General features: G+C 50.1%; 23 protein-coding genes. 7 read left to right on the top strand and 16 right to left on the bottom strand.

Going from position 1 to position 24,447, the window contains the following annotated elements; translation table 11 throughout:
• Positions 1–16: 16 nt before the first annotated feature.
• From NE623_RS09175 to NE623_RS09200, 6 genes are all read left to right on the top strand, one after another.
• Positions 17–1,768 (top strand): ABC transporter ATP-binding protein, encoded by a 1,752-nt coding sequence (locus tag NE623_RS09175; RefSeq protein WP_256273065.1) that lies wholly within the window; start codon positions 17–19, stop codon positions 1,766–1,768.
• On the top strand, positions 1,746–3,602 hold the full coding sequence (locus NE623_RS09180; protein WP_256273064.1) for an ABC transporter ATP-binding protein: 1,857 nt from the start codon (positions 1,746–1,748) through the stop codon (positions 3,600–3,602). Before NE623_RS09175 ends, NE623_RS09180 begins: the two co-directional genes overlap by 23 nt.
• 305 nt (positions 3,603–3,907) lie before the next feature.
• Complete coding sequence (locus NE623_RS09185; RefSeq protein WP_256273063.1) at positions 3,908–4,729, top strand: transporter substrate-binding domain-containing protein; 822 nt, start codon at positions 3,908–3,910, stop codon at positions 4,727–4,729.
• A gap of 227 nt (positions 4,730–4,956) precedes the next feature.
• Positions 4,957–5,652, top strand: a complete 696-nt coding sequence (locus NE623_RS09190) for an amino acid ABC transporter permease (RefSeq protein WP_256273062.1) — start codon at positions 4,957–4,959, stop codon at positions 5,650–5,652.
• Positions 5,639–6,385: an amino acid ABC transporter ATP-binding protein gene (locus NE623_RS09195; RefSeq protein ID WP_294829851.1), complete on the top strand. Its 747-nt coding sequence runs from the start codon at positions 5,639–5,641 to the stop codon at positions 6,383–6,385. The genes NE623_RS09190 and NE623_RS09195 overlap by 14 nt, the downstream gene beginning before the upstream one ends.
• A gap of 343 nt (positions 6,386–6,728) precedes the next feature.
• The gene (locus tag NE623_RS09200; RefSeq protein WP_256273061.1) at positions 6,729–7,835 is read left to right on the top strand and encodes an aldo/keto reductase; all 1,107 of its coding nucleotides are present in this window, start codon (positions 6,729–6,731) and stop codon (positions 7,833–7,835) included.
• 487 nt (positions 7,836–8,322) lie between these two features.
• Here the strand turns inward: NE623_RS09200 and NE623_RS09205 are convergent, their stop codons facing one another.
• Entirely contained in the window at positions 8,323–9,192 is an 870-nt protein-coding gene (locus tag NE623_RS09205) for an AAA family ATPase (protein ID WP_256273059.1), read from the bottom strand.
• Between the two features lie 111 nt (positions 9,193–9,303).
• Between NE623_RS09205 and NE623_RS09210 the strand changes: the two genes are divergently transcribed.
• Complete coding sequence (locus NE623_RS09210) at positions 9,304–9,714, top strand: hypothetical protein (RefSeq protein ID WP_256273058.1); 411 nt, start codon at positions 9,304–9,306, stop codon at positions 9,712–9,714.
• A 517-nt stretch (positions 9,715–10,231) separates the two neighbouring features.
• Here the strand turns inward: NE623_RS09210 and NE623_RS09215 are convergent.
• From NE623_RS09215 to NE623_RS09285, 15 genes are all read right to left on the bottom strand, one after another.
• A complete protein-coding gene (locus NE623_RS09215; protein ID WP_256273343.1) occupies positions 10,232–10,777 on the bottom strand; it encodes a hypothetical protein in 546 nt (181 codons plus the stop codon).
• A gap of 3 nt (positions 10,778–10,780) precedes the next feature.
• Positions 10,781–12,004 (bottom strand): AAA family ATPase, encoded by a 1,224-nt coding sequence (locus tag NE623_RS09220; protein WP_256273342.1) that lies wholly within the window; start codon positions 12,002–12,004, stop codon positions 10,781–10,783.
• Between the two features lie 144 nt (positions 12,005–12,148).
• A complete protein-coding gene (locus tag NE623_RS09225; RefSeq protein WP_256273341.1) occupies positions 12,149–13,006 on the bottom strand; it encodes a recombinase family protein in 858 nt (285 codons plus the stop codon).
• 763 nt (positions 13,007–13,769) lie between these two features.
• Positions 13,770–14,246 (bottom strand): GNAT family N-acetyltransferase, encoded by a 477-nt coding sequence (locus NE623_RS09230; protein WP_256273340.1) that lies wholly within the window; start codon positions 14,244–14,246, stop codon positions 13,770–13,772.
• A 51-nt stretch (positions 14,247–14,297) separates the two neighbouring features.
• Positions 14,298–15,467 (bottom strand): hypothetical protein, encoded by a 1,170-nt coding sequence (locus NE623_RS09235; RefSeq protein WP_256273339.1) that lies wholly within the window; start codon positions 15,465–15,467, stop codon positions 14,298–14,300.
• Positions 15,468–15,609: 142 nt separating this feature from the next.
• Entirely contained in the window at positions 15,610–17,196 is a 1,587-nt protein-coding gene (locus NE623_RS09240) for a recombinase family protein (protein WP_256273338.1), read from the bottom strand.
• A 10-nt stretch (positions 17,197–17,206) separates the two neighbouring features.
• Positions 17,207–18,028: a recombinase family protein gene (locus NE623_RS09245; protein WP_256273336.1), complete on the bottom strand. Its 822-nt coding sequence runs from the start codon at positions 18,026–18,028 to the stop codon at positions 17,207–17,209.
• Between the two features lie 2 nt (positions 18,029–18,030).
• The gene (locus tag NE623_RS09250) at positions 18,031–19,551 is read right to left on the bottom strand and encodes a recombinase family protein (protein ID WP_256273335.1); all 1,521 of its coding nucleotides are present in this window, start codon (positions 19,549–19,551) and stop codon (positions 18,031–18,033) included.
• 90 nt (positions 19,552–19,641) lie between these two features.
• Positions 19,642–19,809 (bottom strand): hypothetical protein, encoded by a 168-nt coding sequence (locus NE623_RS09255; RefSeq protein WP_256273334.1) that lies wholly within the window; start codon positions 19,807–19,809, stop codon positions 19,642–19,644.
• Positions 19,784–20,221: a recombinase family protein gene (locus NE623_RS09260; protein WP_256273333.1), complete on the bottom strand. Its 438-nt coding sequence runs from the start codon at positions 20,219–20,221 to the stop codon at positions 19,784–19,786. The genes NE623_RS09255 and NE623_RS09260 overlap by 26 nt, the downstream gene beginning before the upstream one ends.
• Positions 20,222–20,230: 9 nt before the next feature.
• Entirely contained in the window at positions 20,231–20,677 is a 447-nt protein-coding gene (locus NE623_RS09265) for a recombinase family protein (protein ID WP_256273332.1), read from the bottom strand.
• A gap of 14 nt (positions 20,678–20,691) precedes the next feature.
• Entirely contained in the window at positions 20,692–22,611 is a 1,920-nt protein-coding gene (locus NE623_RS09270) for an ATP-dependent DNA helicase (protein WP_256273331.1), read from the bottom strand.
• 382 nt (positions 22,612–22,993) lie between these two features.
• Complete coding sequence (locus tag NE623_RS09275; protein ID WP_256276147.1) at positions 22,994–23,311, bottom strand: HTH domain-containing protein; 318 nt, start codon at positions 23,309–23,311, stop codon at positions 22,994–22,996.
• A 329-nt stretch (positions 23,312–23,640) separates the two neighbouring features.
• Positions 23,641–23,793, bottom strand: coding sequence for a hypothetical protein (locus tag NE623_RS09280; protein ID WP_256273328.1), 153 nt, complete (start codon positions 23,791–23,793; stop codon positions 23,641–23,643).
• Between the two features lie 47 nt (positions 23,794–23,840).
• Positions 23,841–24,410 carry an accessory gene regulator B family protein gene (locus NE623_RS09285; protein WP_256273327.1) on the bottom strand — a complete coding sequence of 190 codons (570 nt, stop codon included), beginning with the start codon at positions 24,408–24,410 and terminating at the stop codon, positions 23,841–23,843.
• Positions 24,411–24,447: the final 37 nt, after the last annotated feature.

Here is a 24,447-nt window from a genome sequence, read left to right on the forward strand (position 1 = left end):
TAAAAGGAAGTGCCCTATGCAAGACCTGCGCATGATTTTCCGCTACGGAAAGCCGTACCGACGCGACTGCTTCGCGGCGGTGGGGCTGGTCTTTATCGAATGTGTCTTTGAAATGATTATCCCCATGCTGATGTCCACGCTGGTGGACGAGGGTGTGCCGGGCCATAATATGGCGGTTATCATGCGGCAGGGCGGGCTGATGATTCTTTGCGCGGCGCTCTCGCTGGTGACCGGGCAGCTATATGCCCGGTACGCGGCGCGGTTCTCCAATGGTTTTGCGGCTGAGCTGCGCACAGCCGAGTACGCCGCCGTGCAGCGGTTTGACTTTGCCAACCTTGACCGCTTCTCAGATGCATCGCTTGTCACACGTATGACCACCGATGTGACCGTTATGCTCAACGCGGTCAACTCCGGCCTGCGGCCGCTGGTGCGCAGCCCGGTTATGCTTTTTATGGGGCTGGGCATGGCCTGCCTGCTCAGCCCGCGGCTGACGGTGGTTTTCCTTGTCACAACGCCGATTCTGGCGGCCGTGCTGGCGTGGATTGTCACGCGGGTCGGCCCGCTGTACGGGCGGCAGCAGGGGGCGGTGGACCACCTGAACGGCCGTATTCAGGAATCGCTGACCGCCATCCGCGCCATCAAGGCGTTTGTGCGCGGTGACTACGAGAACGAGCAGTTTGACGCCGTCAACACCGAGCTGAGCGATGCCTCGACCGAGACCTTCCGCTTTGCGGTGCTCAATCTTCCGGCGTTCCAGACCGTTATGTACACGGCGATTGTCTGCATCCTCTGGTTTGGCGGCAACTTCATCCTGACCGGGGATATGACGGTCGGCCAGCTCACGGCGTTCCTCAGCTATGTGCTGCAGGTGCTAAACTCGGTGATGATGTTCTCCGGCGTGTTTCTGCAGATGTCGCGTTCGCTGGCCAGCGCCCGCCGCATCCGCGAGGTGCTGACCGAAAAGCCTGACCTTGCCAACGCCGCCGCACCCGAGACGGTGGTTGCCAGTGGCCAGCTGGATTTTGAGAACGTCAGCTTCAAATACAACGCGGCAGCGGAGAAAAGTGCGCTGTCTGACATTACGCTCCACATCCCCGCGGGCGCAACGGTGGGCATTATCGGCGGCACAGGTGCGGCCAAAACCACGCTGGTGCAGCTGATTCCCCGCCTTTACGATGCCACTGCCGGTACGGTCATGGTCGGCGGGCGCGATGTGCGCGACTATGACCTGACGGCCCTGCGCGACGCGGTGGGCATTGTGCTGCAGAAGAACCTGCTGTTCACCGGCACCATCCGGGAAAACCTGCAATGGGGCAACCCGGACGCCACGAACGAGGAGCTGTGGGCCGCCTGCCGCGCCGCCCATGCGGATGAGTTTTTGCAGCGGATGCCGCAGGGGCTGGACACTGATTTGGGCCAGGGCGGCTGCAATGTCTCCGGCGGGCAGAAACAGCGGCTCTGCATTGCGCGCACGCTGCTCAAGCACCCCAAGGTGCTGATTTTTGACGATTCGACCAGCGCGGTGGACACCGCCACCGAGTCCGGCATCCGCCACGCGCTGGCGGAGCTGACCGACGTGACCAAGCTGATTATTGCGCAGCGCATCTCTTCTGTGCAGTCGGCAGACCTGATTGTCATATTGGAGGACGGGCGGCTGCACGCCGTGGGCACCCACGCCGAGTTGCTTGCAAAGGATACGATTTATCAGGAAATTTACAATTCCCAGATGAAAGGAGACGGCGCAGATGGCGAAGGCATACGGCGGTAAACGCCCGCAGAACCTGCGGCACACCCTGCGCCGCTTTATGGATTATCTGGGCCGCCACAAGCTCATGCTGCTGGTGGTGGACTTTCTGGCAGCGGTCAGTGCGCTGGCGGCGCTGCTGGGCACCTATATGATACGCCCGGTGGTCAACGGCATTCTGGAAAACGGCAGCCGCAGCTATCTGGCCGGAGTGGTCGTGCTCACGGCGGTGATTTACGGCATCGGCGCGCTGTCCACACTGGGCTACACCCAGCTGATGGTGCGCGCGGCGCAGAAAATTCTGCAGGACATCCGCCGCGATTTGTTTGCGCATCTGCAGACGCTGCCGCTGAATTTCTTTGACACAAACCGCAAGGGCGATTTGATGAGCCTGTTCACCAACGATGTGGACACGATTTCGGACGCGCTCAACAACAGCTTTGCCATCGTCATACAGACCTTTATTCAGGTCGCAGGCACGTTGATTCTGCTCTTTGTGCTCAACTGGCGGCTTTCGCTGCTGGTGGTGGTGGGCTACATTGCCATGTTCTGGTTCATCAACTACTCCACCCAGCGCAGCCGCGCCTACTATGCGCGCCAGCAGGCCAGCCTTGGCGAGCTGGACGCCTATATGGAGGAGATGATTGCGGGCCAGAAGGTGGTCAAGGTCTTTAACCACCAGCAGGCCGATATGGCTGCCTTTGCCGCCCGCAACGAAAGCCTGCGGCAGGCGGGCACCAGCGCCCAGAGCTACGCCGCCACGATGGTTCCGGCTGTGGTCAGCATTGGCTACATCAACTACGCCGTCATTGCCGTGGTGGGCGGGCTGATGGTGATGTGGGGCTGGTCTGACCTTGGCAGTCTGGCCAGCTATCTGGTGTTTGTGCGCCAGACCACGCTGCCCATCAACCAGCTTACCCAGCAGGGCAACTTCCTGCTGGCGGCGCTGGCGGGCGCAGAGCGTATCTTTACGGTTATGGAGGAAAAGCCCGAGGTGGACGAGGGCACGGTGGATCTGGTCCGCGTGCAGGAGGCCCCGGACGGCACCCTGACCGAGTGTACCGGCAGCGCGGGCCGCTGGGCGTGGTGCGACCGCAGCCACCCGGAGGTGCCGCCCGAGCCGCTGTGCGGCGATGTGCGGTTCCATGACGTCAGCTTTGGCTACACGCCGGAGCGTATGATTCTGCAGAATCTCTCCCTCTACGCAAGGCCGGGGCAGAAGATTGCCTTTGTCGGCTCGACCGGCGCGGGCAAAACCACCATTACCAACCTCATCAACCGCTTTTATGAGGTGTCGGGCGGCTCCATCACCTATGACGGTATGGATGTGCGGCTGATTAAAAAGAATGACCTGCGCCGTTCGCTGGGCGTTGTCCTGCAGGATACACACCTCTTTACCGGCACGGTGGCGGACAATATCCGCTTCGGCAAGCTGGACGCCACGCAGGAGGAAATTGAGCAGGCGGCAAGGATTGCCAACGCGGACTCCTTCATCCGCCGCCTGCCGCAGGGCTACAACACGATGGTGACCGCCGACGGTGCCAACCTGAGCCAGGGCCAGCGCCAGCTGCTGGCCATTGCCCGCGCCGCCGTGGCAGACCCACCGGTGCTGATTCTGGACGAAGCTACGTCCAGTATTGACACCCGAACCGAGGCGCTGATACAAAAAGGCATGGACAGCCTGATGGAGGGCCGCACGGTGTTTGTCATCGCGCACCGGCTTTCCACCGTGCGCAACGCCGATGCGATTATCGTGCTGGAGCATGGCCGCATCATTGAGCGCGGCACCCATGACGAGCTGCTGGAGAAAAAGGGCGAATATTACCAGCTCTACCACGGTATGTTTGAGCTGGCGTGACAGTTGAGCGCGGCGAGCCCCCAAAAACCGCCGCGCCGCCCGCTATATGGCATCTTATGTGTCTAGATGAAGGACAAAATTATAAAAACACAGCGGAAACCATATGCAAACTTAATTTAATAAAGCTGTAACCGATTTTCGGTATTGACTTTTTTGCCGAGTGTGCTATAATTAAAAGCACGATGAAGCAGGAACTATCAAGGGCGATAGCACATGGGAACAATGGCGCTATTGCCCTTTTTTGGTACCTGCCCCGGCCCGCTGCACGGCGGCGGGAAATTTGTGGAGTGGAAAGGAAAGTAACCATGAAAAAACTGTTTGCGTTCGGTATGGCCTCCGTTATGGCCCTGTCTCTCGCTGCCTGCGGCGGCGCTGCTTCCACTGCGTCCTCCACGGCGGCTGCACCCGCTGACTCCGCCTCCTCCGAGGCTGCCTCTGCCGAGACTACCGGCAAGAAGTGGGTCATCGCTACCGACACGGTTTTCAAGCCCTTTGAGTACACCGATGCTTCCGGCAACTTTGTCGGCATCGACGTGGACATTGTCGCCGCCATTGCGGAGGATCAGGGCTTTGAGTATGAGATGAAGAGCCTTGGCTGGGATGCCGCCATTGCCGCCTGCCAGTCCGGTCAGGCGGACGGTATGATTGCCGGCGCTTCCATCACCGACGAGCGCAAGGCAAGCGGCTGGACCTTCTCGGACGGCTACTATGACAGCACCCAGACCATGACCGTGGCTGCGGATTCTGACATCACCGGCTTTGCTGATTTGTCCGGCAAGACCGTTGCCGTCAAGACCGCCACGCAGGGCGCTTCCTATGCCGAGAGCCTGAAGGACGAGTACGGCTTCAACATCACCTACTTTGAGGATTCCCCCACGATGTATCAGGCTGTGCTGGGCGGCCAGTGCGTTGCCTGCTTTGAGGATACCCCCATTATGAAGGCTTCCATCAAGGACGGCGACCTGGCACTGAAGGTTCTGAATGACACCGCCAGCGACCCCGCCCCCTACGGCTTTGCCATCTTCAACACCGACAACCAGGAGCTGCTGGATATGTTCAACGCTGGTCTTGCGGACATCAAGGAGAACGGCAAGTACGACGAGATTCTGGCAAAGTACCTCGGCTGATAACAAAACCCCACGCGGGGACGTCTTTTTTGGGGACGCCCCCGCTTTTGCGACCCCGCGCATCCTAGGGTGTAGCTGAAAAGTCCTCAGCACTGTTCAATTCTACTAAAAAGCGCATCTGCTGCGTTACTCATCCTTGCAGCTGTTGCTTTTTAGCGAATTTCCCAGCACTTTTGACTTATCAGATACACCCTATGTAACCACCACCCCGAAAGGAGTCCTGCCCCTTGGCTAAAATTCTTGCAAACTACGGCGGGCTGCTGATGGCCGCCATGGGCCAGACGCTGCTGCTGGCCCTGTACGGGCTGTTCTTTGCCTGCATCATCGGTCTGGTTGTCGGCCTGATGAGTGTTGTCAAAAACCGCGCCTGCAACATCATTGCCACGATTTTTGTCGATATTATCCGCGGCGTACCTATGATTGTGCTGGCATTCTATGTGTTCTTTGCCGTGCCGATGCTGCTGAACAACATCCTGCATCTGAACACGATGCTGGGGCTCAGCGGTTCGATTACGCTTTCCGGGCTGCAGGCCGGTACCATCTGCCTTGCGCTGAACTGCGGCGCCTATATGGCCGAGATTATCCGCGCTGGTATCGAGAGCGTGGACAAGGGCCAGATGGAGGCCGCCCGCAGTCTGGGTCTGCCGTACTGGAAGGCAATGGCCAAGGTGGTGCTGCCGCAGGCAATCCGCACGATGATTCCTTCCATCATCAACCAGTTTATCATCACGCTGAAGGATACCTCGATTCTGTCGGTTATTGGCTTCCCCGAGCTGGTCAACACCGCCAAGAACGTGGTTGGCATCACGATGAGCGCGTTTCAGGTGTGGAGCATTGTGGCCATTATGTATCTGGTGGTTATCACACTGCTGTCCCGCCTTGCCAAGCGTGTAGAGAGGAGGCTCAACCGTGGCCGTCAATAAGAACAATGTAAAAATTCACGTTGAGCATCTGAAGAAGAGCTTCGGCAAGCTGGAGGTTCTGCGCGATGTTTCGACCGATATCTATGAGGGCGAGGTTGTGGTTATCCTCGGCCCCTCCGGCAGCGGTAAGTCTACCTTCCTGCGCTGCCTGAACCGTCTGGAGGAAATCACCGGCGGTACGGTCATTGTGGATGGCCACGATGTGACCGACAAAAAGACCGACCTGAACAAAATGCGCGAAAATGTCGGTATGGTGTTCCAGCACTTCAACCTGTTCAACAATCTGAACGTGATGGGTAATATGACGCTGGCCCCCGTGGAGCTGAAAAAGGCCACCAAGGCCGAGGCGAAGGAAAAGGCGCTGCGCCTGCTGGAGCGCGTGGGCCTGTCTGACAAGGCGGATGCCTACCCGGCCCAGCTTTCCGGCGGCCAGAAGCAGCGTGTGGCCATTGCCCGCGCTCTGGCGATGGACCCGGACATTATGCTGTTTGACGAGCCGACCAGCGCCCTTGACCCCGAGATGGTCGGTGAGGTGCTGCAGGTTATGAAGCAACTGGCCGCCGAGGGTATGACGATGGTTGTGGTCACCCACGAGATTGGCTTTGCCCGCGAGGTTGCCAGCCGCGTCATCTTTATGGAGGGCGGCTACATTGTGGAGGAGGGCACCCCGGACGAGGTCATCAACCACCCCAAACAGCCCCGCACGATTGACTTCCTGAGCAAGGTTCTGTAAATTATATGCTGTTGACTCCCCGCCCGGGAATGGACGGGGAGTTTTTGGGTGGGGGTGGTTTCCCGGATGCGGCATTTGCGGGGGGGGGAGGGCTGCTTGCTCCCCTCCGTGACTGTGCTGCAAAATGCCGTTAATCCTCTTTTGCTCCGTAGGGGCCGTATATATGCGGCCCGCGGCCTTCCGGCAAGCACCCATTCCCGGGCCAACCACCGCGGACGGGCAATGCCCGCCCCTACAGGGGGATGCCGCTCCCCACAATATTTCACGCGCCCTCTTGAACTTAAAGTTAAAGTTTGCTACAATGTTTACAAGAGGCAAACCCTTGTGAAAGGAGCAGTTACAAGTGGAAAAAGTCAAGAAAAACTTTGGCTTCGGCTGTATGCGCCTGCCTATGCAGGGCGAAAACGTCGACATTGAGCAAACCAAACAGATGGTGGATGAATTCCTGGCGCAGGGGTTCAACTATTTTGACACCGCCCACGGCTATATCGGCGGCAAGAGCGAGCTGGCCCTGAAGGAGTGCCTGACCAGTCGTTACCCGCGCGAAAGCTATGTCCTGACCGATAAGCTGTCCGGAGGCTTTTTTGAAACCGAGGCCGACATCCGCCCGTTCTTTGCGTGCCAGCTTGCGGCCTGCGGTGTGGATTATTTTGACTTTTACCTTATGCACTCCCAAAATGCCGAGAATTTTCAGCAATTCAAGGCGTGCCGCGCGTATGAGACGGCGTTCGACCTCAAGGCCGAGGGCAAGATCCGTCATGTCGGCCTCTCCTTCCACGACCGCGCCGAGGTGCTGGACCGGATCCTGACCGAGTACCCGCAGATCGAGGTCGTGCAGATCCAGTTCAACTATCTGGATTACGATGACATCGCCGTGCAGAGCCGCAAATGCTACGAGGTCTGCCGCCGGCACAATAAGCCGGTGCTTGTCATGGAGCCGGTCAAGGGCGGCAATCTGGTCAACCTGCCCAAGGACGCCGCCGCTGTGCTGGAATCGCTGCACGGCGGCAGCCCGGCCAGCTATGCCATCCGGTTTGCGGCGGGCTTCCCCGGCATCATGATGGTGCTCTCCGGCATGAGCAATATGCAGCAGATGCAGGACAACCTCAGCTTTATGCGGGACTTTCAGCCGTTGAACGACACCGAGCGCGCCGCCGTTTCCAAGGTGGTGGAGATCTTCCGCAAGCAGAACCTGATCCCCTGCACAGCCTGCCGCTACTGTGTAGACGGCTGCCCCAAGCAGATCGCCATCCCCGACCTGTTCGCCATCATGAACACCAAGAGCATCCACCACGATTGGAATGCGGACTACTATTATGAGGATGTCCACACCCGCCCCGGCTCCCGCGCATCGGACTGCATCCGCTGCGGCAAGTGCGAGAAAATCTGCCCGCAGCACCTGCCCATCCGCCAGCTGCTGCAGGATGTGGCCAAGGAATTTGAAAAGTAAGCAGAAATAAACAAGCCCGGCCGCCGGAGATTTGAAATCCGGCGGCCGGGCACTTTTTGTGTGATTGTAGGGCGGGGTGACCCAACCCCGCCGCAAGCTCCCGCGTATAGGCCGTTTATGGTTCGGCTTGTAGGGGGCGGCGTCCCCGCGGTAGAACGGCTCAAACAGGTTGGCAAGCGTGCCTTCCGGCACGCCGGAGCCGTTCCTGTACGGTCATAAAAATCCCCTCCCTGTATTCTGCGACTATTGTACCGCAGATACGGGAGGGAAAGTTAAATAAAGATTAAAACGTGGGGGAAAAGGGCCCGGCGGCCCATAACGGCAGGGGCGGGGCTTTGCACCGCCCGCGACTGGTTCCCGGTAAATGCCGTTTGCAAGGAATACACGAAGTTTCTGCAAGGCAGAACAAACCGGTCTTTTCCTGCAGGGGCGAGTTGGTTACAATCAGTAGCCAACGGACTTTCAGTGCCGCTTGATCGCTGTTGATTTATTTTTCAAATTCGGCCTTGTGTTCTTGAAAAAAGTCCCATATCATACGAACGTTTTCCAAATCCGTCCAACGGCGGGTCGTAACAGGGGCGGTATCCAAATCATAAATTCGCGCTCCCTTCATGGCCAGTAAAAAAGGCGAATGGGTCGCGATAATAAACTGACAATTATAAAAGCGTGCGGAATCATAGATATAGCGGGATAATTGTATCTGGTGGTCAGGGGAAAGACTATTTTCCGGCTCGTCCAACAGATACAAGGCATTTTCGTCAATCTTCTGGCTGAACACCAGCATGGAGTTTTCCCCATTGGAACGGGTATATAGGTTCGCGGGTATTGCCCGCTGGGCTATCTGGGAATAGCTTCCACGCCGTGCCTGCATTTTCTTTTTTAGTCTGTCATAATCCTGCATACCGTGAAACTGAAATTTGTCTGCTGCAGCTTCGTCCAATTCTTCAAATAAGGCCTCTCTCCGATTGTCAATGTGGTTGTTCATGGCACGCAAATCCAGCATATATTCAAAAACATCATCGCTTGTTAAAATCATGCTGCGCCGGGGGACTTTGTGTAGCTCATGCCAACGGCAGAGATTGACATAATCATCAAAGAAGGCCGAGCGATTATACGCGGCCTGACGGCTTAACCGTAAAGCCTCGGCCATGGCATTCAGCAGCGTTGTCTTGCCGGAACCGTTCCCGCCATATAAAATGGTGATTTCTTCAAAATCAAAAGTCGGAAGAGTTCTGCCGTTAAATAATGTGAACGGATAGGCAGTATTATAACATTGCTGGCCAGCCTTCAAAGACTGATTGAGAAAAAATTCTTCTTCCTGTTGCGTTGGAAAACGAAAAGATGACAAGTAAATCATTTTTTTCACCGCTCTCCTTGAAGGTATTCTATCATAGAATTTACGTAAAGTCTACGGTATATATCTGCGACACTATCGTGGAGATTTCCCTTTTTAAGGCGCTTTAAGTTTTTGTACTGCCGCGTGGTCATTCCCGGCCCTGCTCTACACCGCAAACCTGCCCCCGGCGGTCAGCTCATTGCGGACACGGATAGACAGCAGCCGCTGGTGAATCCAATCAGTTTTGTAGCGTTTTCCGTCCTTGGGGGACTTCGGCTTCAGTTACTGACAATTTGTCAGCAACTGGTCTGCGCCTTCTGCTTTAAGTCACTGCTTCAGCTTGGCCCAGTAATTGCTGGCACTGCGCTGGTCTGGCTGTTCCGTCAAAACCGCAACCACATCCATAAATGGAAAAATACCATTCTTCCTTTTCCTCGTCCTACGCGGTGCGGATTTTCTGATTTTCAAAAAGCTGCAGCTGTTTCTTTTCCGGCTTTGTGTAGTTACCTCTTCCTAAGGCAACACCGCACAATTCCCGCCTGACGGCTTAAGCACCGCTGCCGCGGATCTCCGCGCTAAGAGCCGCCGCAAGCGGCGGTTGCGCTCCGGAGCGCCTCGCTGCGGCTCGGTGTGCGAAGCACAATCTGCGTTGCAAAAATGCTCGATAATGTCGGGTTGCGGTACCCGCATCGTGCTTCGGGGACAAAAGCCCCTCGCACTCTGCGACCGCTGCCCCTGCTTCGGTTCGCTGTATCCGCCACTGGCGGCGCTCACCTTTGCAGCATCCAGTATTATCTGCGCTTTTTGCTTAGCAGCTTGTACTTCTCGCTCGCTGCATCGGCACTTAGAATTATGCGGTATTGCCCTAAGAGTCTGTCGACAAGTATAGTATATAACAAAAAAGGTCACTTGCAATGCAAGTGACCTTGTCTCTATGTTACAAAAAAGATACCCTACAAAAGGATTAGACACGGTCGCCGTTTTAGTGATGATGGACAGCGTTCTAAAGACTGGAGCACATGCGACGAGACATTTGACACTTTGCAGTGCACGGGATTACTTATTGAAAAATGGATGACATTTCATTAAATTTTTCAACTGTAACAGTATAAATTTCCTGAAAGAAGCCATGGCTTTTATACTTTTCCAATCCGAATTGAATTGAAGTGTTTTTCTTTGCCATAACCCCAATCGAGTTTCGAATCTTTTCCCATGAAGGAATCGAACTTTCTCTATACACAACTATGAGAACAGCGCGCTTCGTAATCTCGGAAAAACTTGAATCAGGGAATATAGCGATTTGAGTGACTAGCAAGCTATTAAATGCTTTTTGGCGAATTTCTTCTGGTTTAACATTATTAAGTGGTTGATTTTTAAACTCTATATAATAGTGGTTTCCGTTATTTTCATAAAACGCATCACAGGATTTAAGAGAATTATTGTTATTCCATTTCTTAGTAGAAGCGTCTGCTATTCTATCGAGGTTAAAAACTAACTCATCTTTGAAAACCAACCTTAGTTGGTCCTTTTCATCCTTATCTTCTGTGTATGCGGTTTCAGATAAATGAACGTGATATGGTTCAAGGGATAACTTTTTGTATTCCATAATTTACAACTTCTCAAAAGGTCGATACAAAGGTTCGAATACGTTTTCAGGATTTGCAGTGAAGTCTTTTGCTACATATGTGTTCAGAGAATCACCGCTTGGGATTGTCATATACAGTTTCACAGATGCAGATGTTTCATGCCGTTCGGAATAGACCTCTATGGCACGCAAAAAATAAGGGCTGTGCGTATTTAGTAAGATGTTTATGTTGAGCGCTTTGCTAAGTTGCACAAGAAAATCAGCAAAAGCAAGTTGCCATTCGGGATGCAAATTTACTTCTGGCTCATCAATAACTAAAATGTCGCCACGTTTTAACTCACGGTTTTCAAGAAGACGCAAAATATACGCCATAGATTTAATACCGGATGCTGTATCTGAAACAGGTATATTTTCTCGGAAATCGCTATCAAAAAAAGTTACAGATCCTTCCGAAACCTTGAGTTTCCCATGCAGAATATCCTCGCTTAAGTTTTTGGCGATTGACAATGCTTTCTTTACATCATCTTCATCTGCCATAGAAACTTCACGTATTTCAGAATCGCTTGCTAATGCCGCATGCAATGCAAGTTGCGTATCGAAATCCATCATATAGAATGGAAATTTAGAAGAAATTTCATCCAGAAGATGCCGAGGCTCAATATAAGTTGGTGCATTATAAGGAGAATCAAAAATGGGGCATGCAGTAACTTGATTATTTTCAACTCTTATTGAAATGGGAGCCATTGCATCATCAGAAATTTCGATTGTCCCGGACGCAGTGCTTCCAATCGTATTAACAAAGCCTCCGAAACCATCTTGAATGCTTTTGTTTACAATAAACACAGCATACTCGGAATCCGAAAGTCTTCGATAATGTTCAACACGACTCTTTATTTCGGCAGGAGATTTTGAGTGTTTCGTTAGATGTGAATTTGTATTGGACATGGCAGAAACTAGTTCATCAGATATTTCTAATGAAGGGTTTGCAACTAAGTCACTCATTGAATTTTTTATCTGAGCGTATTCAGAAGCGGAATGGCGAAGTTGAAGGTTTGTTGCGCTCATCATACTGGAAATGCGATTATCAGATATTTTTTCGGTTAAGTTCTTGTAGGCACGAAGTACATATACCAATGCCTTACTAATCGTACTTTTCCCGGTACTGTTATATCCGGCTATAATCGTAATGCCGTTTAGTTCTATTTCGGCAGATTTGATTTTGGCAATATTTTGTACTTTTATTTTCATGCTTGCATCACCTTTTATAAACACCTTAATGAGTAAAACCAAGTTTGGAAAATTGTATATACATAGAGTGGTAAGGTATAGTACATAGTATTCCCCATGTTAACTAATATACACTATTTAAAACTATTAAGCAATACTTTCTTTCTAATAATTCCTTTTGTGTTTTTTCTTCTGTACCGCCTCAAATACCCCCTTCTCAACAATCGCCTCATGTGCGTTTTCCACCATATACATACTCAACTCCCCGCGATTCTTTTTCTGCTTCCCAGTCAAAAAATCCGACATGTAGGTCTTTTGCAACAGCAGAGTCCCCATATATTTCTCATTGCTTAGCATACGGTCGATTGTTGACGTGCTCCATTCTGCTTTTCCAGTAACCGTCCTTATGCCGTGTTCCTCCAAGTACCGCTTAATTTTGCGGACACCGTTGCCTTCTAAATACAGCGAAAATATCTTACGGACGATTTCGGCTTCTTCGGGTACAATCACTAACTGCCCTTCGGCATCCTTGGTATAGCCTAAAAAGCGAGTGTGGTTCAAAAGTGCTTTTCCTTCGCGCATGCGTTGATGAATACCAAATTTGATATTCTCACTTTTTGTGGCGCTTTCTTCTTGTGCAACGGCAAATAAAATAGAGAGCGTGGCATCATCTATCTTTAGTGTGTTGACATGTTCAACTTCGGATAAAAGTCCAATATTCATAGCTTTCAACCTCCTGATGGTGGATAGGGCTTCAAGCGTATCTCGCTCAAAGCGGCTCAGTGACTTGACGAATATATAATCAAACCGATGCCGTTTGGCATCACGTAACATTTCGCAGTAGCCACTGCGACCTGACTTTCGTGTGCCGGACACAATATCGCTGTATATTTTATAAAGTGTCCAGTTTGGGTTTTCGGTGATAATTGTATTGAAATGGAGTACCTGAATTTCAAGGCTGTGCAGCAGTTCAGGCGTAGCTTTGCTCACGTGGCAGTATGCTGCAATGCGCAGCTCTTGCAATTCAAGCGGTGTTTCCTTTTTAATAATAGCAGGATATATTGTATAAATCTGTATAGATATAAAAAGCGCCCCATGTTTACTATAACATGAGGCGCTTACAATATAAAATAAAAAGTAAAAGCTACATCCAAATTGCTTTGAATGTAGCTTTTAACTTGTCTCTATGTTACAAAAAAGATACCCTAACAAAAAGGACATCAATGCGTAAAAAAAGAGACAATGCACAGCAAACAACTTTGTAATTAAAGGATATAGGATTTCGGCTAGGGTTGTAAAAGACTGTCATGGTGTATCCGCCGACAAATTCGATTTTGATTGAATTGTGTTTTGCACCCTTAGAAAAGCAAGTTCTCCACTCAAAAAAGCGGAGAACTTGCTGATAACTTCATATATTACGTATATAATAAAATGACTGTGGAGGAGTTCTAAAATTAAAATCCTGTAACTTTTTGGGGGGAGTATATTGGATTATATGCTCTAACTTGTAAGCAACCGCTTTTTCGTGCCCTTCAAAATACTGAAAATACTCCTTTTCGGGTATACCTGCATTTTCTGACACGCGATTCCACAAAACTCGTGGTGATTCTTGGAGCACATCGGTTACAACGCACTCACCCGTTATCGCGCAGATTGGATAGGTCTCATAGATATATATTTTCCCGATTGGTTGCTTGCAGCAAACCTTTCGGAATTCATACCACTTTGACCCTTCAAATATTTTTTGAGCATACTGAGGCTTGATTGAAAACAATGCATTCATCGATTACGCACATCTTTTAAAGGCGATTGCCTCATTCAACGGGCCGTTAAAAGAATATTCCGTAATTCCCTGCTTATAGTAGTTCATGTATTCTTTATAAAGAACAAAGCCATTCTTTTCTAGCAAGGATTTGAACTCATCAATATGATATGACGATACCGTAATAATCGGCTTTGCACATTGCAATTCTTTAAACGCAATTTTTAATAACGCCGTTGCAATGCCCTGATTGCGGTAGTTTTCGGCCACTCTTAATGTGCATATCTTCTTTTCATCAGCATTTTTTAGAATGAGAACAGCAGCAACCGTTTCATTGTCCATGACAGCATAAATCAAGCGTTCCCCACTTGCTAAGCCAGGAACAACTTTCTCGTAGTACCATTCTCTAAAATTATTATACTCGCCACACAGGCCAATTAAGAACTCATATATAGCCGTGATGGAGTGCCTATCAACTGCGCTTATACGAACCCATTCCATAAGATGTCCTCCATTGTTAGTTGATTATTATACCACTCAACGAACAGAATGTCAATGCCTATTTTTTAGCTTAACAGTAAGTTTAGTAATAGGATTTTTTTTATTCAGTAACAATAGTGCAATTAAAAACAAAGCAATTAAGACCGCAAGTGCTATGAATTGCACACACACAGCGGATACCTTTAGAGCTTCTTGCGGTAATAAAGCTAGTAAAATATTAAAAGTAAGGTTACTTATTACATTCAAAAGGACTAACAAAAGAACATACGGGATGATGGTCATAGGACTACATTTTCCGGCTTTAAGTCTTGCAAAGAATTCCCAAGATCCGATGTCTCTTTTCCCATTTGCGCTGTTAGTATCCTTTGAAAGTTTTTTACTACTATGATATGCAATAATGTCTTCAGTTTTCCGTTTCTTTTTACCATTAGGGTTTACATATTTATTCCAAATGTCTTTTTCTAGTACTCTTGATGAGTCGAATTTTGCATCAACATCGACATCAACTTTTGCCATTAATAAAAAATGTAAGCCGTTTATTGGTGCAAGAGACCATCTATCCTGAGCTGTTAATTCCTGCAGCAGAGAGCAATCCATGCTACGAGTGTTATTAAATCTTATATCAACCATATATGTGGAATTAACTAATGTTTCAAAATACCGATTTGGTGCTTTATATTCTCTGACGCATTCTTTCAACGATGGTGTTCGGATTCTAAATCTTAAGTAATACTGATCACACGACACTTCGTTCTGGTTTCCCTTTATAAATTGCGGATTAAATTCTAAAAATGTTCCGCGGGATTCCTTATATGAACTTAATTGCACATCGCTATCACTTAAAAAATCCAACCTGTACAGAATAAATTCTGTCTTTTTTGAGTCACCCCCTATCATAACCTCAGCCTGTTTAGAACCGGGCGCGACATCAGCAGATCTATACGGTTCGTTAAATACTGCACCTAATAGGTTTGCGTCGTTTGATAAGCACTCGCACAGATCCTCAAGGTTTCCTTTTTCGATATGGAACGGAATGTATAGTTTTACTTTTTTGGCTTCTGACAGGTGATATAGCATTAAGCCTATATCCAAAACAGGAGTCTCATCGTCCCATCCGCACTGGGTCCAAAGATTGATGTTTACCTTTACGGAAAAATGCTCTTTATTCTCGCTGCTGTCATCGCTATTTGAGGGAATATATGCCAAAGCGAAACTGTCCAAATCCGTCACCTACCACTAAATTATCCTATCTGCGGAGTTTTTCATTTTTATTATAACATTTTCTGACGCTAATAGCAATATTTTAGATGATGAGAACGATTATTTTGTGGCGATTTGCTTTTTGAGCGATATGAAAATTAAATCATTCCTGCAAAGGGACTGCCACAGTGTATCCGCCGATGAATTCAATTTTGATTTCGTTGGCGGACACAACGTCTATTCGTTCGATGATTCTGGCAACAAGGGTATCAGAATATTCGGTAATACGGAAGTCAGAGGCGGTCAGTTGGAGATTCGGATTTGTAGCTTTCTGCCGGCTGGCAGTAAGCTGGTTGATTTGTTTTTGCAGGTTGTCGATTTCCTCGCTTGCATGTTTCAATTTTTCATCGAGAAAGGACGCATCGCATTCAAGGGACAAGTCCAGCAGGCGGTCAAACTCTTGCTGTGAGTCCGCAAGTTTTTGCTGTAATTTTTCCAGTTCTGTTGTGCCGCCTTGCAAATCATGCAGAATGCCGTTGATTTGCAAGGCGACTTCTTCGGTGTAATTGTCGGCCAGATTTTGGATGGCTCTCAGCAGGGTCTGATGCAGGGCTTCTTCCTGCACCGAGGGTGAATTGTGGCAGAATTTTGTTCCGTAGGTGACACGGTTGACGCAGCGCCAGACGATTTCCTTTCTGCCGTGAATATTCCAAGTCACACGCTTATAAGGGCTGCCGCATTCCCCGCAATACAGCCGTTCGGAAAGGGCGTACTTGCTGTTGTACCTCCCGCGCTTTTGTTTGCGTCGGTTCGCGCAGGACTTGCTGTTGCGGCGGGCGATTTCAGCTTGCACCTCGCGGTACATCTGCTTAGTGACGATGCCCTCGTGATTGTTCTCAATGTAGTATTGTGGCAGCTGGCCGGTGTTTTTCTTCGGACCGCCGGTCAGCACATTGTCGGTAAAGGTCTTTTGCAGCAGGACATCACCGCAGTATTTCTCATTCTGCATGATGCGTAGGAGCGCCTGCGTTGACCATGTGGTGTTGCCACGCACGGTTTTGTAACCGCCTGCTTCGACCTTGCCCTTTATGGTTTGCAAGCTGTCGCCGTGCAAGTAGCTGGTGTAAATCATCCGAATCAGTTCAGCCTGTTCGGGGATGATCTCCGGCTGACCGTCTGCACCTTTGCGGTAGCCGAGCATCTGCGCATAGGGGAAGGAGAATCTTCCGTGACGAAATCCCATGCGCTTTCCTCTGGAAATATTCTGCGAGATGGATTCGCTCTCAGCTTGTGCAAAGGCACTCAGCACGGTAAGGAGCATTTCGGAATTCATGGTACCGGTGTTGATGTTCTCTTTTTCAAATATGACGGTGACACCGAATTGCTTCAGCATCCGCACATATTGGATGCTGTCTACGGTGTTGCGGGCAAAGCGGGAAATTGACTTTGTAAGGATCAGGTCGATTTTGTGCTTCTTGCAGTCTTGAATCATCTGGTTGAATCCGTCACGCTTTTTGGTGTGGACACCTGAGATACCATCGTCGGCGTAAATCCCGGCAAGCTTCCATTCGGGGGTGGAATTGATTTTGTCAGTGTAGAATTCTTTTTGGATTTCAAAGCTGCCCTGCTGTTCTTCTTCCTCGGTGCTGACACGGCAGTATGCAGCAACGCGCAGCTTGGTGCGGGATTCGGCGCTTTTGGAATCTTTCCTATTGGGCTGAATGACGATGATTCTTCTCTCACGGTTCATGGGATTCTCCTTATACGACCATTCCATTTATAAGTTTCAACTGAATGGAAGTAGTTCTGTGCAAAACTATTTTGTCAGCGATGGTGTGATACAGCTTTGAGTCGAACGTATCGCAGGGCGGTGCAGCAGCGAGGGCTTCTTTGATGCGGAGAGTCATGGGGTCAGAATTTCCGGCTGTGCAGCAGAGATATTGCGTATCTGCGCGAGAAAGGACGCTTTGGATAAGTGATGCTGCATCAAATTCCCCGGCGGATAACATTTCATCGATTTCTGCTTGCTGCTTTTCGGCTTCAATGGATACTGTGTTGTGTGACAGCGGCTGGTCATTGATGCTGTCAGGATTATCCTGTAAGCGTTTCATTGTGGTAGCGATGCTTTGCAGGAGAATATCCGGCGCAATTTGGACGGAGAATGCTGCGCAGTGGCGGCAGCGCCATCGATGGCCTTTCGTCTGCCATTCCAGTCTGCTGTCGCAGTCGGGGCAGATAATGTCACCGCGAATATCCTTTAAGGCTTCTGTGTAAGTGGGGGCTTTTCGCTGGCACAGGACTTGCGCTTTTTGAAATAAGGTATATTCGACAATGGGCGGATACCTGTCCTTTCCGCAGTATGCTGGATTTTTTACGATGCGGTGGACGGTGTTCTTGTTCCAACCTGTCTCATCACTGTATGGGATGCTGTTGGCTTGCAAGTGTTTCGCGATTTCTTGCAGTGAATTGCCTGCAAGGTAGAGTTGATAAATTTGGCGGACGTATTCGGCTTGCGCGGTATCCGGGGTAATGAGGCCGTTCTGTATGCGGTATCCGTAGGGCAGGTATCTCGGCTTTGCCATTGTCAGAAAATCTCCTTAAACTTCATTCCGTTTTTGAGTTCAAAGGTACAGGATTCGGAATCGACCAGTACGCGGTTTACGGCAAATTTGAACTCATACTCATCAAATTCAGTAAGTGGCTTTAGATAGGTATAATGTTCTGCAAGCTGTTTTGTCTGTGCAAGGGTACGAAGTAAAGGATGGTTGGTAGCTGCTTTTGAAATCGTGTTTTTTACATCCGTGAGTTCACGCTCCAGTGGATTGCGCCGTTCCCAGTATTGAGCGGCGGTGATGCAGTTCTTTTCGCGCAGACGGGAAAGGTTGTGCAGCTTTTTGGCAAGCAGATGAACCTGCTGGTTGAGTTCCTGCCGCTGGCTCTCCTTATCATCGAGAATCTTTTGCGCAGCGTACAAATCATGCAGGGCGGGGGTGAAAATCTGCGCGTGGTTTACGATTAGCTTGTTGTGCATGGTGAGAAATACGTGTTGAATGCGTTCTTCTTGGATTGGTGACGTGGAGCAGTCTGCTGCGCATCGAAGGTGTGTGCGGCAGATCCAAGTCACCTGTGATGAACGATTTATTTTGCGGGAAAGCATTGAACCGCACTTTGCGCAGTAAAGCATTTTGGAAAAGGCTGTGTCTTTCCTCGGACATGGGCCTACGCTTTTGCGTTGCAGGAGCGCTTGCACTTTATCAAAGTCTGCTTGGGACATGATGCCGTTGTGGGTGTCCGGTGCATAGTAGGAAAGGACTTCACCGTTATTTTCGGTGCGTTTGAAGGGCAAGTCATCGGATGTATAACTCTTTTGGTAGAGGGAGCATCCAGCATATTTTTCGTTTTTAAGGATACGTTCGATGGTGGTATGATGCCAATGCTTATCGACATCGGGATGAAGCCGGTTTAAATCATCGGCAATTTTGGTGGTGCTTTTCCCTTGCAGGAATGCATTGAAAATGCCCTTGACGATTTCGATTTGATTGGGGATAGGAACAAGGTCGTAATTGACCTGTTTGTAGCCGTAGGGGACAGATGATGTATGGTAGGTGCCAGACTCCATACGCTTGCGGATTCCCCAGCGTAGGTTTTTGGAGATGGACAGTGACTCCTCTTGGGCGACAGCACACATCATGCCCAGCAGGAGTTCTCCTTCGGTGGAGTCGGTGTCAAAGCGCTCTTTCTCAAATTCTACGACCACGCCAAGGCTTTTCAGTTCGCGCACAGCGGAGAGAAAATCTACAGAGTTCCGTGCCATTCGGGAGGATGACTTTACAAGGATACGGTCAATCAGACCAAGTCGGCAGTCGTCCATAAGGTGGTTGAACCCGGTACGATTTTTAAGGCTGGTGCCGGAGTTACCTTCATCGGCATACACACCAGCAAATTCCCAATCTGGATTTTTCTGAATAAGGTCGGTGTAGTATTCTACCTGTACAGACATGGAGTTTAGCTGATTCGCTGACTTGCTGCTGACGCGGGCATAGGCGGCCACGCGAAGACGCTTCGGCTGTTGCTGTATCGGCTGGATGACTTGGACTTGTGGCATGACGTTCACCTCTGGATTTATCGTTGTGACACTCTTTTTGTCACATACAACATACCCTAAAAGCAACCCAAAAGCTATTCACGAGAACCACTAAACATCTCGGCACAAAACGCCGCATTTCCGGGCATAACCAACATTGGCGCGTTGGCAGATGCCCTTCGGCAGCCTGCCGTCTGCGGCGGCCGACGACAGGGCTGCGTAGGCGATTTCGTATTTCAATTCTTGCTCCAGCTTAATGGGAAGCGGGTCGATCAGCATGGAGAAACACCTCCCACGGCAGTTTTTTTCGGGTATGTCTGGTGTGGGCCAGCAGCCTGTTCTCCAGCCCGGTCAGATAAAGTTCGTATTTCAGGCTTGTCTTGGTGGTGATAATCACCGCACCGTGATTTTGCAAAAAACGCAGGATGCGGTACAGCGTTGTGGTATCGTGGCTCAGCCGGTCAAGACTCTGCACCATAACAGCGTTGACACGGCCCTGCCGCACAGCTTTAAGTATAGAAAACAGCGCCGGGCGCCAAAGTTCGGTGCCGCGTTTCAATTCCATGCTTGCATTTACCAGGATATAACCGCGCTTGTCGGCTTCGCGCATGACTTCTTCCAGCTGGTTTTCCAACGCAGTTAAATTCGGCACAGCACTGCGGGCAAACGCCCAAACTTTGTATTCTGTCATAGCGGCACCTCAGAATTGCTCCATCAGAGGGAGACGAACATCAAATCGCGGCTTGCCGAACGATGCCCGCGTGAAGCGGTCACCGACAAAGCGTTCCAGCCCGCAGTTGATGAGTTCGGCGTTCAGGTCACATTCGGTGGTGATGAGATAGACATCATTCTGACGCAGAATTTCAATAACTCCCACCAGTATGTAGCTATTGCGGCTGATTTGCTCCAAATCGCGCACCATCACGGCTTCGACCCGACCGTTCTCTACTGCGTCCAACATAGAGCGCAGACCAATGCGGTCTTTCAAGGTGTTTCCACTGCAATGGTCAAAAGACGTGCCGCGCACGAGAAAACCGTGCCCGGCGGCTTCGTCGATAAGGTCATACAGCCGGTCAAATGCGGTAGCTGCGTTGACCGATGCGCACCGCACATAAATCCATGCCGGGTGGTCCTGTCTGTAGTTCATCTTAAAGCCCCTTTTCACAAAAAGTAATCCGGGCGCTTTTGCACCCGGATAAACTGTTGTACATCTTCGATTTCGCTTGTGCTTTGGCAATCGGGCAAAGCGGCAAGCGCCGCGGCATGGTATTTGGCACCGGGTGCGGCGCGTTCATCCAGCAATGCCACCACGCAGGAGTCCTGCTCGGTGCGGATGGCACGGCCAAAGCCCTGCCGCAGCTTTTTCTGCATTTCGGGGATAATCTCGGCGGCTATGTACTCCTGCAGATTTGGGTATTTCTGCCGTTCGTAGTCGCTGACAGGGTCCGGGATTGGGAACGGTAGTTTGGGGATAATGAGCAGAGAAACCATATCGCCGGGAAAGTCGATACCCTCCCAGCAGGAACCGGCCGCGAACAGAACGCCGTTGCCGGATTCTTTGAACTGTTGAATCACCCTGCCGCCGTTGCGCCACGCCTGATAGGTCGGGTATTGCCACTGACCGTCCGTCAGCGCGCGGACCTCTGCCATTTGGCGGTAGGATGTAAACAGCACCAGCGCATGGCCGCAGCAGGCATGGACAAGCCGAACAATTTCATCTGCAAGCTGCCGGTTATCCGTGCGTTCCTTGCGGCGCTGTGGGAGGTATAATAGACATTTTTTCTTGTAATTAAACGGAGAGTCCGCGCTGAAATGGCGCAGCGGTTTGTACGTTGCAAGGCCTAAAAGCTGCTCAGTGTGGTCAAAGTTTCCCGCTGCGGCCAGCGTGCCGGAGGTTAAAATAGCCGGTTCGCCGGTGTTCCAAAGCGCACTGCGCAAAAGCTGTGGCACACGATTGCTGGCCGCACAACATGTCAGCTGACCTTGCATATCGGTTTCGATGTAGAGAATGCGTGTGGGAACCTCCAAGAGAAAAAGACGCAGTGTGCTTTCCGCCTCTCCCAGCCGGTTCCGCAAGTACCGAGGCATATCTGCCCGGCAGCCTGCAAATTGTAGCTGTGCAATACAATCGGCCAATGCCTTGCTGCGAAACGGAGTAAGCCCAAAAGGACTGCAGACGGTTTTTTCTTTCCAAGTCCGGCTATGCTGACAGGCTAAAACCAGTGTCCGGAACGCCGTGCGCAAGTTCTGGGCAATGTGAGAATAGTGCGCTTGCCGCAGAAGTATGCAAAGCTCTTGCATTTCGCGTTCTGACAAGGATTCCGTGTACATCTGGCGGGCCGCGTCCGGCAGCTTGTGCGCCTCGTCCACGACCAGCGCCTGATAACTGCGCAATAATAACGGTCTGTCCTGCTGGCGGTGTGCTGCATCTGCCAGCAAATAATTGTGGTTGCAAATCTGAATATCGGGTTTCATAGAATCCCGCAGATATTGTTGGTAGCGGCAATCCTCCTGTAAAACACAGTTTCGCGGGCAGGACTGCGGCACACAGATACGGCTGCGATCAAAGCGGGAAAGCTCCGGGAGGTGGTCCATATCCAGAAGTTGCTCAGCCATGCGCAGGCTGTTCCTCTGACGGTTTCTGGTGGTGGGAATTTGTGATTCGCGTTCTATAAGCCGAGCATCGCAGACAAAGCGTTCTTTTCCCTTGCGGATAACCGCTGTAAGCGGTGCTTGGATAATTCCTTCTTCCAGCAAAATTGCAGATAAATTTGGCAAATAGTCGTTAATAATAGCGTCCTGCAGGGTCACGCTGGAAGTGGAGATAACGATGGGCAGTTTCATCCGTTCGGGACGGTTCATCTGCCACAGGACACAGGCTACAAGATAGGCCAACGTCTTGCCGATGCCGACACCGGCCTCACACAAAGAAATTTCCTTATTGTAAAGGGTATCCAGAATTTCATGGCAAAGCGCGATTTGCTCCTCGCGCACCGCCATGCCGTGCCGGGGCAGAATCTCCCGGAAAATCTGTTCGGCCATGCGGTGGGATTCCGTATAGCCTGTCGGATAAGTTTGCATTGGTTTACACCCCTGTTTTCCATCTCGTTTAACGCAAAATAATGGGCCGCAGGTGCTTGGGAACCTGCGGCCCACGATTTGCCCTAAACGGCAAAAGTAGATAGTTAAGTAAGTGTGCCATATTTGCCGCCCGCACCCCTGACACCGGGAACACAACAGGCAGGCCGCTGGCGGCGGCCGTTCGCTGACTCTGCCGGAATCTTACTGCTTACAATTCCGGCTCGGTCACCCCCTCTGACGCGGGAGGCAGCTGGCGTATCATTGTGGCCTTTCCCTTGGCAGCTTATGGTTATGCCAAAACCACCCAATGGGCCTGCCAGGAAAGGAACGTACCTGTTATGCTGGTTATTCGGTTGTCAAGGTGCTGGGTAATCATAGCTGACTACCAAGCAAAATCGGTCAAAATTGTCTCAAGGATTTTCTTGATTTCATCAGGGACATACAGCAACGCTCTATGTAATGCGAGTGCCTGAACAGGAGTCATGTACATTTTCTTGAACAAGTGGTATCCGTCTGGTAGGGAAAGGCCTCCATTTCGGCCCCGGGCTATTTTTATTGGATAGTCCTCGTTTAATGTTGCTATGTCCCTGCTGATAGTATCTGTTGAAACATGGAATTCTATTGAAAGATGCTCCATCGTATCTTTCCGGCGCTTATCTAACAAGCGAATTATTTTCTTTTGTCGCTCGTTAGATGTCATCTTTGAAATTCCTTCCGAATTTGCTTTGCACTTATAATATCGCAAATACCCCGCAACTTTTGCGGAGTTAAACTTTAAATCCGTTCGAATTTTATCTAGATCACTATAATTTATAAATATATGAATTTCTGCTTGTTGGTTCATGTGTTTGCCCGTCAGCATTTTCTGCTGGCATTCTGATGCCACCTCACGATGGATGCCCTTGCCTTCGGCTAGCGCTTCCTACTGCTAAGCGCGTAGCATCCTTTCGCCAGTTGTTGCCCAACCGAGCACACAAAAAAGCCCGCCGCATTTTGAGATGCGACGGGCTTAGAGCTGCAGCGTGAGATTTATTTTTTCTCCTGAGAATTTGTCAGAGGCTTTTCGGGCCGGTGGGGCTGATAGGACCAAAATAAACTGCAAGGCTCGCTTGCTTCTTTACGAACTGATGCTTGGGCAACTGCACGTAAATTCTTGTGAACAAAGCTTTCGGTTGTTTTCATGGTAAAGGCCTTCTTTCCAGTTTTGATTTGGCGGTTTTCATTCGGTTTTATTTGATTCCAACCCCAATTTTAGCCAAAACCAGCAGAAATGCATCCGCAGCTGCAGCTACAATCCAAACAATGCTGTACAAAGGTTTCAGCAATAAAAGAGCCGGAATAATCAAGCAATATAATACAAGTCTTTTGCGTACCGCTATTTTCATGTCCTGCAACTCCTCGTTGCTACAATGAATCGCCGAATTATTGCAAGGAGCAAGTGTTAAAATTAGCGTAACAGAGACAATAAGCAGCATAATTGTAGCTGCTATCGTAGAAGATTGCAGTCGGTCAATCAGATATAAGCAGGCATATTCACAAAATAAAGAGGTGAGGAAGCAGGAAAATACTGTTGGCATATGAAGCCCATTTGTCTTTTCCCGTAAAAATGCCAACCCAAAATTCAAAAGAATCACTTGCGGTAACGGTGCAACAAGTGCTCCAAAGCAAACGAGAATAAAGAAACCGCCAAAGTTCATGAATTTTCGTTGTAGCGAGTATGCCATCCAATCGCGTTGACTTTCTTCAATGAGTTCGCTTTGTATACACTTCTCCACAATTCTTTCGACGATTGCTTCCATATGCAGAACCTCTGTAAATCAGAAATATCTTTATTAA

Origin of the sequence: Gemmiger formicilis (assembly GCF_024462815.1) — a bacterium.
Taxonomy (GTDB): Bacteria; Bacillota; Clostridia; order Oscillospirales; family Ruminococcaceae; genus Gemmiger.

Coding starts and splice junctions, on each gene's coding strand:
- NE623_RS09175 (WP_256273065.1), top strand. CDS start 17: ATGCAAGACCTGCGCATGATTTTCCGCTACGGAAAGCCGTACCGACGC.
- NE623_RS09180 (WP_256273064.1), top strand. CDS start 1,746: ATGGCGAAGGCATACGGCGGTAAACGCCCGCAGAACCTGCGGCACACC.
- NE623_RS09185 (WP_256273063.1), top strand. CDS start 3,908: ATGAAAAAACTGTTTGCGTTCGGTATGGCCTCCGTTATGGCCCTGTCT.
- NE623_RS09205 (WP_256273059.1), bottom strand. CDS start 9,192: ATGATTTACTTGTCATCTTTTCGTTTTCCAACGCAACAGGAAGAAGAA.
- NE623_RS09215 (WP_256273343.1), bottom strand. CDS start 10,777: ATGGAATACAAAAAGTTATCCCTTGAACCATATCACGTTCATTTATCT.
- NE623_RS09220 (WP_256273342.1), bottom strand. CDS start 12,004: ATGAAAATAAAAGTACAAAATATTGCCAAAATCAAATCTGCCGAAATA.
- NE623_RS09230 (WP_256273340.1), bottom strand. CDS start 14,246: ATGGAATGGGTTCGTATAAGCGCAGTTGATAGGCACTCCATCACGGCT.
- NE623_RS09240 (WP_256273338.1), bottom strand. CDS start 17,196: ATGAACCGTGAGAGAAGAATCATCGTCATTCAGCCCAATAGGAAAGAT.
- NE623_RS09245 (WP_256273336.1), bottom strand. CDS start 18,028: ATGGCAAAGCCGAGATACCTGCCCTACGGATACCGCATACAGAACGGC.
- NE623_RS09250 (WP_256273335.1), bottom strand. CDS start 19,551: ATGCCACAAGTCCAAGTCATCCAGCCGATACAGCAACAGCCGAAGCGT.
- NE623_RS09255 (WP_256273334.1), bottom strand. CDS start 19,809: ATGCTGATCGACCCGCTTCCCATTAAGCTGGAGCAAGAATTGAAATAC.
- NE623_RS09260 (WP_256273333.1), bottom strand. CDS start 20,221: ATGACAGAATACAAAGTTTGGGCGTTTGCCCGCAGTGCTGTGCCGAAT.
- NE623_RS09265 (WP_256273332.1), bottom strand. CDS start 20,677: ATGAACTACAGACAGGACCACCCGGCATGGATTTATGTGCGGTGCGCA.
- NE623_RS09270 (WP_256273331.1), bottom strand. CDS start 22,611: ATGCAAACTTATCCGACAGGCTATACGGAATCCCACCGCATGGCCGAA.
- NE623_RS09275 (WP_256276147.1), bottom strand. CDS start 23,311: ATGACATCTAACGAGCGACAAAAGAAAATAATTCGCTTGTTAGATAAG.
- NE623_RS09280 (WP_256273328.1), bottom strand. CDS start 23,793: ATGAAAACAACCGAAAGCTTTGTTCACAAGAATTTACGTGCAGTTGCC.
- NE623_RS09285 (WP_256273327.1), bottom strand. CDS start 24,410: ATGGAAGCAATCGTCGAAAGAATTGTGGAGAAGTGTATACAAAGCGAA.